We start from the raw sequence: 13,853 nt of genomic DNA, 5'->3' as shown, positions 1-13,853 counted from the left end.
AATATCAAATTATAGCACAAATGATACCTATATATCCATATTAGCTCTTCAACACCATGAAGACAAAAAAACCTTCTCCGTAGAGAAGGCTTAGAAATCACTATTAACCATACGTATATTGTCGTTTGATAAGACCCGTCATTTCTTTCGCAGGAATTGGGCGGCTAAACAAGTAGCCCTGTGCTTCATTACATTCCTTTTGTAATAAGAATTGAAGCTGTTCCTCCGTCTCCACGCCTTCTGCAATAACCTTCAAATCCAAATTATGTGCCATAGAAATAATCGTATGTACAAGTGCAGCATCCTTGGCATCCTCAAACATATTGCGAGTAAAAGATTGATCAATTTTCAGACTGTCGATAGGAAACAGCTTCAAATAATTCAAAGATGAGTAGCCTGTTCCAAAATCGTCGATCGATAAAAAGATACCCATCGTTTTGAGCAAATGCATCGTCTCAATCGCGTGCTTCGAATCTTGGATAATACTTTCCGTTAACTCAAGTTCAAGGTATTGAGGATCTAGTCCGGACTCATTTAATGCATGACTAACTGTTTCTAATAGATTGCTCTGCTTAAATTGTCTTGATGAAATATTAACTGCCATTCGCAAGGGCTCATAGCCTTGATTCTGCCATTCTTTATTTTGACGACATGCTTCATTCAGAACCCATTCACCAATAGGGATGATTAAGCCTGTTTCTTCGGCTAAAGGGATAAATTCAGCAGGTGGAATTTGCCCCCATTCAGGGTGATGCCAACGAATTAGTGCTTCTACTCCGATTACCTTACCTGAATTCACATCGATCTGCGGCTGATAGTAAACTTTAAATTCATCTCGTTCCAAAGCTTTACGCAGTCCAATTTCCATCTGCATCTTCTTGGTTACCGCTTCGTTCATCTCTGGTGTATAAAACTGAAAGTTATTCTTGCCATGTTCTTTCACACGATACATCGCTGTGTCGGCATTCTTAATTAATGTCTCAATATCTCCACCGTCGGATGGATAAAGACTGATTCCAATCGAAGGTGTCACGAATAGCTCGTGCTCCAGAATGATAAATGACTGTGAGAATATACGAACAATTTTTTGAGCGTTTTTTATCATTTCATCTGCGTTGGTATGCGTCCATATTACAATAAACTCATCGCCGCCTTGCCGAGAAACTGTGTCGCCTTTTCCGATGCTAGCTTCGAATCGACTCGCAACTTCTATTAATAGCTTATCGCCCATCGCATGACCAAGCGTGTCATTAATATATTTAAAACGATCCAGATCAATAAACATGATACCGATGCTCTGTTGGTTTTCACGGGCTTGATCAAGTGCGAGTTCGAGACGATCATTTAATAACAGCCTATTCGGTAAACCTGTTAACGGATCACGATACACCATCTGATTGATTTTTTCTTCAGCCCGCTTACGATCTGAGATATCCCGTATGATGCAGCTAAAATATGTGCTTCCCTCTTCTTTCCAAACAGCGATCGAAAGCTCGACAGGTACTTCGGTTTGATCTTTTCTTAAGGCTTGTAATTCAACCGTTTTGCCTAGTTCATTCGTTTCCTCAGTAGAAAGAAGTACCTCCAATCGCTCTTGATGCGTTGCTATATAGCGATCCGGGAAAATAATACGTAATTTTTCACCAATCAACTCTTGTTCTTCATATCCAAAAATAAGCTGAGCACCTTTATTCCAAGTGATGATAGTCCCTTTGTTATCAGCCAAAATAATGGCATCATGTGCTGATTCGACGACGGATCGAAATCTTTTCTCTGACATCAACATTTGCGTTTCAAAACGTCTATCGATAAACGTACTGATGAAGGCTAATCCTAAAATGAATAACACACCAAAACCTATCAAGTATCCTAATAACGAGGTGTCAAATGTATGATCTGAAACCATGTTTACGTGATCATGCTTAAAGGTTGCTGCTACCATCCCCGTATAATGCATCCCACAGATGGCAACTCCCATAATCAACGAGCTGACTAGTTTCCTCAACAAAATGCGAGGGGAAGTTGCATTCTGTTTTATCGAGAATAACAGCAGGAGTGCTACCAAAGAAACAACATAGGCAATAATGGCAGAAAGAGCCCATAGAAAAGGGTTATAGACAATTGTTGCCCCCATCACCATCGCTTCCATCCCGATGTAGTGCATGGAAACAATCCCAGTGGCAATAAATGTAGCTCCAATAAATACATGCGGCTTCTTCATAACAGGTCGACTGATAATATGTAAGGCTAACCACGATGCCAGCAACGCTGGAATTATTGAGTAGAACACTGTAGACAATTGGTAAGTTACGGATATGTTTAAGTGAAAGGCCAGCATAGCGACAAAGTGCATCGACCAGATGCCCATCCCCATGGCAAATGCGCCACCACCTAACCAAGCTTGCCTAGCTGATCCTTTAGCCTTATGAATACGAATACCAAGATCCAATGCTGCAAAGGAAGCAATGATGGCAATGAGGATTGAAAATCCGACGAGTGGGAGGTGATAAGAACTTGAGATAGTTTCCACAATGATGTCTCCTAACTTTAGGCATTGATAGTTACAAACCAAAGGAGTCACTGGTTTAGATATTTGCCTATCCATACATGTAAATATGTATCTATTGAGAACTATCTTACCATGATTTACATGTAGCCTCTATATGTTTATGTCGAATGTACTCGAAAATTTGCAAAAGTTACATCTTCACGTAATTTTCATGCAAAAGATGCAAATAAAAACATCCTTTACATGTCCGAGTAAAGGATGTTTTTATTTGTGCAATTAGCCAGTTAAATAATTAATGGCATTAACTTTATAACAGGACTTCCGCTTCGTCTCCCGTTTTAACACCTGCTGCATTGCCTTCATCCGTATCAATATGCATATCCAATGCATATTGATCGGATACTCGCGCAATCACATCTTCAAAAATTAATGGGCGTTCCCCACGTAATTGCACGCGAAGCCGTTGTTTATCTTGTATCCCCCATTGATTTGCATCCGTGGTATGGAAATGAATATGTCTTGCTGCAACGATTACGCCTTTTACTAAGGCAACTTCCCCTTTAGGGCCAATTACACGTAATCCAGGAGTATCTTGAATTTGACCTGATTCACGTACGGGTGGATGGATCCCTAATGAAAAGGCATCTGTGCGCGAAACCTCAATTTGTGTTTGTGGTCGTACCGGACCTAAAATCCGTACTTTTTCAAATTGACCTTTAGGCCCAACTATGGCAACAGTCTCCTGTGCCGCGAATTGACCTGGCTGTGATAGGTCTTTGAAGATCGAAAGCACATATCCTTCACCGAATAAAGCTACCAGATCAGACTGGGAAAGGTGGATATGTCTTGCTGAAACACCGATTGGAACCATGGGCATGGTGGAAATCTTCCTCTCATATAGATCATAATTGTCAGTATTACCGCTCATGAAAAAAGGCATACGGAATTTCACCGTATGCCTTCGAAGGAAATTGTTTATTTAAACTCTGTAAGCAATTTGCTGAAGTCAGCCTCGGAAAGCTTAAGATCTTGCTTAGTAAGACCTTCTTTAGCAAAGCTAGGAATGGAATCTTCATAGCTCTTTTTATCTTTGTTTTGGTAGATGATACCCGTCAACATGGAATTTGTTTCCATGATCTTCGTCATCGCCATCACACGGTTTGTGTAATCGTAGTCTGGAATTTCATCCAAATCTACGATATTCTCTTTGAACCAGTCATATGTGTTTACTTTATTGAAAGTTACACATGGGCTGAATACGTTGATTAAGGAGAAGCCTTTGTGGTTCAAACCAGCTTCAATGACAGCTGTTAACTGTTTCAAGTTACTGGAGAAGGATTGTGCTACGAAAGAAGCGCCAGCAGCCATAGCAATTTCTAATGGTGAAATCGCGGACTCAATTGTTCCTGATGGAACGCTTTTCGTCTTGAAGCCTTCCGCACTACGTGGGGATGCTTGACCTTTTGTCAAACCGTAGATTTGGTTATCCATTACAATGTAAGTAACATCAATGTTACGACGAATAGCATGAACAGTGTGCCCCATACCAATTGCAAAGCCGTCTCCGTCTCCGCCAGAAGCGATAACTGTCAAATCGCGGTTAGCCATTTTCACGCCTTGTGCGATTGGCAAGGATCTTCCGTGAATACCGTGGAACCCGTATGCATTGATGTATCCGGAGATACGACCAGAACATCCAATACCTGAAACGATAGCTAAGTTTTCAGGTTCCAATCCAACGTTAGCTGAAGCGCGTTGAATCGCTGCTTGTACGGAGAAATCTCCGCATCCTGGACACCAGTTAGGCTTTACATTGTTACGAAAGTCTTTTAATGTTGCCATGCTAAAGTCAACTCCTTACATTTTTGTTCGATTTCTGCAGGTAAGAACGGGTTACCGTTGTATTTAAGTACATTTTTGATTTTGTCTGCATGACCAACATGAAGCTTGATTTGATCTGCTAATTGACCAGTTGCGTTGTTTTCAACAACGATAACTGTTTTCGCTTTTTCAACAAGCGGTCTTAGTTGATCTGCTGGGAACGGATGAATCAAACGAACGGTAGCATGGTTCGTTTTGATGCCTTCCAATTCAACACGACGTCTAGCTTCGTCAATTGTTCCACCCGTTGAACCCATACCGATAATAAGAAGGTCTGGATTTTCGTGAGGAGAATCGAATTTGATTGCATCTGTCACTTGAATGTGTTTCAACTTCTCAAGACGTTTATCCATCATGCGTTGACGGTTTTCAGTGCTTTCCGAAGGACGACCCGTTTGGTCATGCTCTACACCAGTTACATGGTGAATACCATGCTTAACGCCTGGAATAACACGTGGTGAAACACCGTTTTCAGTGAACTCATAACGTTTGAACAATTGATTAGCTTCTTGTTCAGGAGCTTCTGAAACGAGTGCGCCGCGGTCAATCACGATACGGTTGTAATCCAACATTTCTGCGGATTGTTTACCAAGGGAAAGCTGAAGATCTGTCATAAGAATGACTGGTACTTGATATTTCTCAGCAAGGTTGAAAGCTTCAATTGTATCGTAGAAGCACTCTTCAATCGTGCTTGGGGATAGTACGATTTTCGGGATTTCACCGTGAGTTCCGTAAACCATTGCGTTCAAATCGGATTGCTCTTGCTTCGTTGGAAGTCCTGTACTTGGACCACCACGTTGCGTATCAACGATAACAACTGGCGTCTCAGTCATACCTGCAAGACCGATTGCTTCCATCATCAAGGACAAACCAGGACCTGCAGAAGCTGTAAGAGCACGAGCACCAGCGTAGTTAGCGCCGATTGCCATTGTACATGCTGCAATTTCATCTTCCGTTTGAATAACAGTTCCACCCATTTTAGGAAGTACTTTTTGCAAATATTCCATAACTTCAGATGCTGGTGTAATTGGATAAGCAGGCATGAAGCGGCAACCTGCAGCAACAGCTCCAAGAGCGATTGCATCATTACCGATCATGAACAACTTTTGTTGTCCGTCTGCAGGCTCAAGTTGGAAGTCAGCGATAGGTCCACCAGCTAGCTCAAGTACGGACTCCGCACCTTTACGAACTGCTTCAATGTTCTTCTCAACGACTGCTGCGCCTTTACGACCAAATTCTTCTTCAACAGCTTTATTAAACACGTCAATAGGCAGGCCAAGTAGAGCCCATGAAGCACCTGACGCGGCCATGTTCTTAAATAGGGAAGTTCCTAATTCCTCAGCGATCGCAGTGATCGGTACTGGGAATAATCTAGCTTTAATGCCTTCTGGTAAAACAGGGTTAAATTTAGCATCCGCAACGATAACACCATTGTCGCGAAGTTCGTGTGCGTTGAAATCGATACTTTCTTGGTCAAAAGCAACAAGAATATCTAAGTCGTCTGAAATTGCGCGAATCGGCTTGGTGCTGATGCGAATCTTGTTATTTGTATGCCCCCCCTTAATCCGTGAAGAGAAATGACGGTACCCATACAAATAGTAACCGAGACGGTTCAATGCAGTAGAGAAAATGCGGTCTGTACTTTCGACCCCTTCACCCTGCTGACCTCCGATTTTCCAAGATAACTGACTAATCACCGTACGTCCACTCCTTTTGATTGTAGCTGCATGAAGAAAATTTGAAAAGCATATTGTTTAGTAATTAAGATGATGCAATAAAAAAAATCTTTCACTTGTCATCCAAATTCTATGCCTTTACAGAGTAAATTGCAAGTGGTTTCACCGTTTCTAAAAGATAGAGTTTTTAGATTGTATCCATATCAATATTAGATTGATTCCTTTCTATCATTGCGGAAGGTTAGCCAACATGAAATTGCGCCAGTTCCCATACAAAAAAGCCTCTACTTGCGACTCCGTATAGTTTTTACACAAAGCTTCTATAATATTTCCGTATTGTCCAACATGTCTTAAATCTTTCACCCAATGCTCGATCCCATCAAAATCCGAACCAAAACCAATATGAGACTCTCCACCTAATGCACAGATATGATCTATGTGTTTCAAGATCGATGAAATCTGAACCGTTGTATTAGAGTTATCTAGAAAGTAAGGAACAAAAGTAATTCCCATCAATCCATTACATCGTATGATAGCTTTAATTTGATCGTCTGATAAATTTCTTGGATGGGGACAGATGTGATATGCATTAGAGTGCGATGCTATGAATGGTTTATTGTAAACTTCAACGAGTTCCCAGAAGGCTGCTACGGAAAGATGGGACACATCGACTATTATACCCATAGTTTCGATTTCTTTTACCATCAGCTTCCCTTTTTTTGTAAACCCGCCTTTTCTGGGCTCCATAACGCCGTCAGCAGCCCAATTCGCGTAATTCCAAGTCAGTCCAGCACAGCGTACACCTAAATGTTCGAGAATCCGTAAATGTGTTAAATTTCCCGCAAGCGCATCCAAGCCTTCTAACGTCAAAACAGCCCCAACCTGTTGAGTCTGCTCCAAAGCTAGCCAGTCTGAAGCCGTTTGAATAAATCTCATTTGTGGATGACTTGTTATTTTCCGATGAAACACATCAACCATTTGCAAAATATGATCAAAGCTTGGATTAGAAATGGAATCAGAAAGATAGATCGCAAAATATTGTACCTTAACCCCTGCTTGCCGAAGTTTAGGAAAGCTTACATCGAGTTCTGACACGTCCTGATTGAAATCCAATTTATCATTCAAATACAGTTTTGTTAAAGCGTCACAATGACCGTCTACAATTTTCATCTCATAACCGCCTCTCGACATCGAATTTAGGTGTCTAAACAGCACAAAAACCTCTATACAGAGGTTTCTTAGGCAATGTGATAACATTTCGTTTTAGTTTACCGACAGTTGTGAAAGTCAACGCTTATACTTTGCTTTGTCTTGCCTTTCTACCGAGGCTCGACAATCAATTTAATAGCTGTCCGGTCCTCCCCATCAATAACGATATCCGTGAAGGCTGGTACACATATTAAGTCGACTCCACTAGGCGCCACAAATCCTCTTGCGATAGCTACTGCTTTGATGGCTTGGTTCAACGCACCTGCACCTATCGCTTGAAGCTCAGCGGCTCCACGCTCACGCAATACGCCTGCCAATGCACCTGCTACGGAGTTTGGATTGGATTTTGCTGAAACTTTTAACACATCCATGAATAGTACCTCCTCGGAAATGATGGATAGCTTCCAATACCCATCATATTCACATGGTTGACTAAACATGCTTACTCATCCCATTATTACTGATTACTCCAGTTTTATCACATCTAATCCATGAATACCTGATCTTCATCATACCTAATCAAGTTAATGCCCTTAGCGAAGCCTGTCTGATCATTTAACTCAATGACAACCGCATGGAAATGCCATTTGCCCTCATCCGTAATGAAACGAACTGGAAGCTGTGTTTTGAACTTCTGAAGCACGGCGTTACGTTCTACCCCTAGTATGCCGTCACGAGGCCCTACCATGCCTACATCTGTCACATACGCTGTCCCTTGAGGCAATACGCGGTTATCATTCGTTTGTACATGTGTATGTGTGCCAACCACAGCAGAGACCCTGCCATCCAAATGCCAACCCATCGCGATTTTCTCTGAAGTTGCTTCCGCGTGAAAATCGACAAAAACAAATTTATGTTTTTTCTTATCACCTTCCAAAATTTCATCCACTTTACGGAATGGACAATCAATCGGCGGCAAGAATGTTCTTCCCTGCAAATTAATGATTAGAAGTTCTTGATCCTTCACTTTAATAACGGTATGGCCTCTTCCAGGAGTCCCTGGCGGGAAGTTCGCGGGACGTACCATTTTATCATCACGATCAATGAAATCGAAGATTTCCTTCTGATCCCATGTGTGATTTCCCATCGTAATCGCCTGAACGCCCATTTCATAAATTTCTTTCGCGATGGCTGATGTAATCCCCTTGCCTGCCGCCGCGTTCTCTCCATTAGCAATGAACACAGCATGTGGATGCAATTGCTTTAGTCTAGGCATGATATTCTTCAATGCTTTTCTTCCTACAGAACCTACGATGTCACCGATAAATACAATTTTCATAACGTAAAACTAGCTCCTTTATGACCGAAATTCTAGTTAGTAGCACTTGTAGTTTGCATTCGGCCTTGAAAATAAGGAAAAGTGGCTATGATAGCCACTTTTCGCAATTGGTTCTTATTTAGCGTATTCAACTGCTCTTGTTTCACGAATGACCGTAACCTTAATATGTCCTGGATAATCGAGTTCTCCCTCGATTTTCTTCGTAATATCACGGGCTAAACGGAACGCTTCAGTGTCATCCACTTTCTCTGGCTGCACCATAACGCGAACTTCACGACCGGCTTGAATGGCGTATGATTTCTCAACACCTTCAAACGACTCTGAAATCTCTTCCAGTTTCTCAAGACGTTTGATATACGTTTCTAGCGTTTCTCTACGAGCACCTGGTCTCGCTGCTGACAATGCGTCTGCAGCACCGACTAGCATAGCAATAACAGAAGTTGCTTCCACGTCACCGTGATGTGAAGCAATACTATTAATAACGATTGGATGCTCTTTGTATTTCTTACCTATCTCAACACCGATTTCAACGTGAGACCCTTCAACTTCATGGTCTAACGCTTTACCAATGTCATGAAGCAGCCCGGCACGTTTCGCCAAAGTTACGTCTACCCCGAGCTCCCCGGCCATTAAACCAGCCAGATACGCTACTTCCATGGAATGTTTCAACACGTTTTGTCCGTAACTTGTTCTGAACTTTAGGCGCCCCAAAATTTTGATCAAGTCAGGATGCAATCCGTGTACCCCAACTTCAAACGTCGCTTGCTCCCCATATTCGCGGATACGTTCGTCCACTTCTTTGCGGGACTTCTCAACCATCTCTTCGATACGTGCGGGATGAATACGTCCATCCGCCACAAGTTTCTCAAGTGATGTGCGAGCAATTTCACGACGGATTGGGTCAAAACCTGATAAGATTACTGCTTCAGGCGTATCATCAATAATGAGGTCAATACCTGTCAATGTTTCCAATGCACGGATATTTCTACCTTCACGACCAATAATGCGGCCCTTCATTTCTTCATTTGGCAACGAGACAACTGAAACCGTGGTCTCAGCTACGTGATCTGCCGCACATCGCTGAATAGCAAGTGTGATGATCTCACGCGCTTTCTTATCGCCTTCTTCTTTGGCTTGTTGTTCAATCTCTTTAATAAGCTGCGCAGTTTCATGGCGAACTTCTTGTTCTACATTAGTAAGGATGATGCTCTTAGCTTCTTCCATAGTAAGACCAGAAATTCGTTCCAATTCGGAAACTTGGCTCTTATAAAGCTGATCAATCTGTGTTTGTGTATCTTCGATACGCTTCTCTTTGTTGGCTACTAACTCTTCTTTACGCTCGAGAGACTCTAATTTTTTATCCAGCGATTCCTCTTTTTGCAACAATCGTCTTTCTTGTCGTTGAATTTCATTCCGACGCTCACGAATGTCTTTTTCAGCTTCGGACCTCAGCTTGTGCACTTCGTCCTTTGCTTCCAGAACCGTTTCTTTTTTCAGTGCTTCTGCTTCCTTTTTGGCAGATTCTCTTATCTGCTCAGCGGCTGTTTCAGCACTGGAAATCTTCGCTTCTGCAAGAGATTTACGGATAAAATAACCAATCCCTAAGCATGCAGCTCCAACAACGAGAATGATCGCGATCCAGATGGCAGTCATCTTGTTCACCTCCTCGTTGGTTTCTCCAAGGTGTTAGCCTGGGGTACCTTCGGTTTTTTAATCCGATTTAATTGTTTGACTAGTCATACATACCCTCAACAATGTAGAGTATGGCTTTTAAATGAATGCGCACAGTGCGTTAGGGCACTATAGTGCTAATAATCCATAATCAACAGCGTAAAAATTGGCGGTTTTTACATCTGCCCTCTCAAAATCAAAGAAATTAGTATGATTTTGAATACATTATGAAAATATACACTGTTATTTTATCTTTTGTCGAAGAAGCTTGTCAAGCGAATGTCCAAGAGATGATTAATAAGGCCCAATAATTACTAGAATATAATTAATGTCATTAAGTAATATTGAGATTAATTAATGGCATTAAATATCATCGAATCCATCTTCAATAAATTCCATTTCCTCATCATCGGTTTCATTGCTGACCAACCCCAAGACCTTAGTAACAGTGGCTCCCGTATAACCTCTTCGCATTAGAAATGCCGCAGTCTTGCGCTTTCTATCCATCAGCTTTCCTGACGTTTGCTTCCATTTCGTTCTCGCTATTTTTAGCGCTCCCGTATACTCATCTTCAGGATCAATGGATTCCATGGTACTTTTAACCACATCTTGATGAATCCCTTTTTGTTGAAGTTCCTGTCGAATGAGATTGCGACCTTTGCGTTGAGAATTCACTCGATTGTCCGACCACATCTTCGCGAATTCTTCATCATTGATGTACTTGTTTTCAATCAGCTTTTCACTCACCCAATCTATGATTGGGGCTTCAAATCCCTTCTCTTTCAGTTTACGTTTCACCTCTGATAGAGAGTGGGGACGTCTTCCAACCATATGCAGTGCTTTCACATAGGCCAAATTCCTCTCTTCATCCAAGATGATTGCTTCAATCGCTTGTTGATATAAAGATTCCCCTTTGTTTAGGCGATGCTTGATCAGAATATCCTCATGTACAGAAAAAGCATACTCCTCGTTTAGATAAATGTTATAGCGATGTCTGCCTTGTTTTTGTTTTTCAACCTTGGTTATTACCTGTAACTGTTCCTCTTCGTGATTCATTCCTACAAACCCCCAATAATGGAGAAAAAGCACCCCAACACAAGGTTAAGGTGCTTCTTTCATCCTATCTTACAAGCCTATTCGAAAGCTGTTTCCAACTCATCTTCCTCATCATCCGTGTTTGGACCAACAACTTTAATTAAATTGCTGTTTTCTCTAATTCTCAATTCAATCGTTTCCGAGATCGCTTTGTTATCTTTCAAGAATTGTTTTGCGTTCTCACGACCTTGACCAAGACGTTCACCTTCATAGGAATACCAAGCGCCGCTCTTATTTACGATATCCAGCTCAGTTCCGATATCAATAATGCTACCTTCACGTGAGATACCTTCACCATACATAATATCGACTTCAGCCTGTTTAAATGGAGGTGCTACTTTATTCTTAACGACCTTAATTCTCGTACGGTTACCAACCATGTCATTGCCTTGTTTGATGGTTTCAATACGACGAACATCCAAACGAACAGAGGAGTAGAATTTCAATGCACGACCACCCGGAGTTGTCTCTGGATTACCGAACATAACGCCAACTTTTTCACGCAATTGGTTAATGAAAATTGCGATAACTTTGGATTTGTTAATTGCACCAGAAAGCTTACGAAGAGCCTGTGACATCAAACGTGCTTGAAGACCTACGTGAGAATCCCCCATGTCGCCTTCAATTTCCGCTTTAGGTACTAGGGCTGCAACGGAGTCAATTACAATAATATCTACCGCGCCACTACGAACAAGTGCTTCCGCGATCTCAAGCGCTTGCTCCCCTGTATCTGGTTGGGAAAGTAGTAATTCATCTATATTAATACCAAGCTTACTTGCATAGGAAGGATCCAATGCATGTTCTGCATCGATAAAGGCTGCTTGTCCACCTACTTTTTGTACTTCAGCAATTGCGTGTAGTGCTACAGTTGTTTTACCTGATGACTCTGGTCCGTATACTTCAATAATTCTTCCGCGTGGGAATCCGCCTATTCCAAGTGCGATATCTAGGGCAAGAGCACCCGAAGAGATCGTTTCAACTTGCATATGTGTAGATTCTCCCAGCTTCATTATGGAGCCTTTTCCGAACTGTTTCTCAATTTGACGTAATGCGTTATCAAGTGCGGCACGACGATCTGACAAAACGACCACTTCCTTCTATCATTATAGGTATATGATAACTTGTTTTGGCATGTTTGCCAAGCATTTTTTCGAACATACATTCGTTTTTCTGCGAACAAACAAAAAACCGTAACAAAGTTATCGCTTTGCTACGGTTCTTCCGTTAACTAATTCTGATTATAGAGGATATCTAGTTTTCTTTCAACTGTTTCCACAATTGATAGAGTGCACGCTTAGCGGCTCTTTGTTTGATAAACTCTCTATTGCCTGATAGCTGGAGAGTAAATACCTCTGTATTCGCATGCTTTTGTGCCAATCCAACATAGACAAGCCCCACAGGCTTCCCTTCAGACGGGCTTGGACCCGCCACTCCGGTCACCGAGATGCCAAAGTCACTACCAGTCCTTACTAGCAGCTGTTCAGCTAAAATGACGGCTGTTTCGCTGCTTACAGCACCTGGGGCCCCTTCTCCCTCTAAAACGTCCATCGGAACGCCGAGAAGTTTATGTTTTAAAGCGTTGGAGTACACGATAATCCCGCCAAGGAAAGATGCTGAACTGCCTGGCACTGCTGTTATTAAATCACTGAGCAAGCCCCCTGTACAGCTCTCAGCCACAGTAAGTGTCTTCTTGCTGGCTGCAAGCAACTGCAAAACGATCGTCTCAATGGGGACGTCTCGATCGGCGTAGAGATACTCCCCTAACCGGTTCGAAATTTCAGTTTCCGTAGCTAGTAACTTCTGTTCGCCTTCAAAAGCCGAATGTGCACGCGTAGTTAAACGAATGGTTACTTCACCTTCATTTGCGTATGGGGCAATTGTCGGGTCAGACTGCGTTTGGATCAAATCCAGCAATTGATGCTCCAAATTGGACTCTCCAATGCCCGCAAACTTCAGCATTTTTGAATAGAGCGGCACTTCTGTTGTCATTAATGATTTAAGCCAAGGCACAGCATAATTGGTGAACATCGGCTTCATTTCCTTCGGGGGACCTGGTAAAAGAACGAAATGTGTTCCCTCGTATGTAAGTGCATTACCGACTGCCAAACCAGTATCATTCTGCAACGGATCGCTACCTTCAAGCATGAGAGCTTGCCGTCGATTGCTTTCCACCATATGAATCCCTCTTGAAGCAAACAATGATGTAATAGCCTCCATAGAAGGCTCGTGGAGTACCAATTGTCGGCCCGTAAACGCCGCTAATACATCTTTGGTCAAATCATCTTGTGTGGGCCCTAGCCCTCCTGTACAAATGATAACATCAGCTCGTGATGCAGCTAATTTAAGGCTGTCTAACAGGCGCTGCTCGTTATCTCCGACCACGGTCTGAAAGTAAATATCAATTCCATGTGCAGCACATTCCCTCGATAAAAATTGCGCATTCGTATTCACTATCTGACCAAGCAACAATTCTGTTCCTACAGCGATGATTTCAGCTTTCATCTACTAACCCCTCCTTAAATGAGAAAACCTC

At 42.2% G+C, this 13,853-nt stretch carries 11 protein-coding genes; all 11 read right to left on the bottom strand.

Features of this window, described 5'->3' with window-relative positions; genetic code table 11:
- Positions 1-103: 103 nt before the first annotated feature.
- Positions 104-2,530 carry an EAL domain-containing protein gene (locus AC58QO_RS05305; protein ID WP_497264199.1) on the bottom strand — a complete coding sequence of 809 codons (2,427 nt, stop codon included), beginning with the start codon at positions 2,528-2,530 and terminating at the stop codon, positions 104-106.
- Positions 2,531-2,816: 286 nt separating this feature from the next.
- Positions 2,817-3,386: a phosphate propanoyltransferase gene (gene pduL, locus AC58QO_RS05300; RefSeq protein ID WP_497264198.1), complete on the bottom strand. Its 570-nt coding sequence runs from the start codon at positions 3,384-3,386 to the stop codon at positions 2,817-2,819.
- 98 nt (positions 3,387-3,484) lie between these two features.
- Entirely contained in the window at positions 3,485-4,351 is an 867-nt protein-coding gene (locus tag AC58QO_RS05295) for a 2-oxoacid:ferredoxin oxidoreductase subunit beta (protein WP_057315638.1), read from the bottom strand.
- Complete coding sequence (locus tag AC58QO_RS05290; protein WP_497264197.1) at positions 4,339-6,087, bottom strand: 2-oxoacid:acceptor oxidoreductase subunit alpha; 1,749 nt, start codon at positions 6,085-6,087, stop codon at positions 4,339-4,341. Before AC58QO_RS05290 ends, AC58QO_RS05295 begins: the two co-directional genes overlap by 13 nt.
- Before the next feature lie 207 nt (positions 6,088-6,294).
- Entirely contained in the window at positions 6,295-7,236 is a 942-nt protein-coding gene (locus tag AC58QO_RS05285; RefSeq protein ID WP_497264196.1) for a dipeptidase, read from the bottom strand.
- A gap of 149 nt (positions 7,237-7,385) precedes the next feature.
- The gene (locus AC58QO_RS05280) at positions 7,386-7,646 is read right to left on the bottom strand and encodes a stage V sporulation protein S (RefSeq protein WP_028558349.1); all 261 of its coding nucleotides are present in this window, start codon (positions 7,644-7,646) and stop codon (positions 7,386-7,388) included.
- Between the two features lie 113 nt (positions 7,647-7,759).
- On the bottom strand, positions 7,760-8,554 hold the full coding sequence (locus tag AC58QO_RS05275; protein WP_497264195.1) for a TIGR00282 family metallophosphoesterase: 795 nt from the start codon (positions 8,552-8,554) through the stop codon (positions 7,760-7,762).
- 114 nt (positions 8,555-8,668) lie between these two features.
- The gene (rny, locus tag AC58QO_RS05270; RefSeq protein WP_028558347.1) at positions 8,669-10,207 is read right to left on the bottom strand and encodes a ribonuclease Y; all 1,539 of its coding nucleotides are present in this window, start codon (positions 10,205-10,207) and stop codon (positions 8,669-8,671) included.
- A 381-nt stretch (positions 10,208-10,588) separates the two neighbouring features.
- Positions 10,589-11,281: a regulatory protein RecX gene (locus tag AC58QO_RS05265; protein ID WP_497264194.1), complete on the bottom strand. Its 693-nt coding sequence runs from the start codon at positions 11,279-11,281 to the stop codon at positions 10,589-10,591.
- A gap of 77 nt (positions 11,282-11,358) precedes the next feature.
- Entirely contained in the window at positions 11,359-12,402 is a 1,044-nt protein-coding gene (recA, locus tag AC58QO_RS05260; RefSeq protein ID WP_497255681.1) for a recombinase RecA, read from the bottom strand.
- 169 nt (positions 12,403-12,571) lie between these two features.
- Complete coding sequence (locus AC58QO_RS05255; RefSeq protein WP_497264193.1) at positions 12,572-13,822, bottom strand: competence/damage-inducible protein A; 1,251 nt, start codon at positions 13,820-13,822, stop codon at positions 12,572-12,574.
- Positions 13,823-13,853: the final 31 nt, after the last annotated feature.

This window comes from Paenibacillus sp. J31R30 (assembly GCF_059692115.1).
This window is presented reverse-complemented; position numbering and strand designations above follow the sequence as displayed.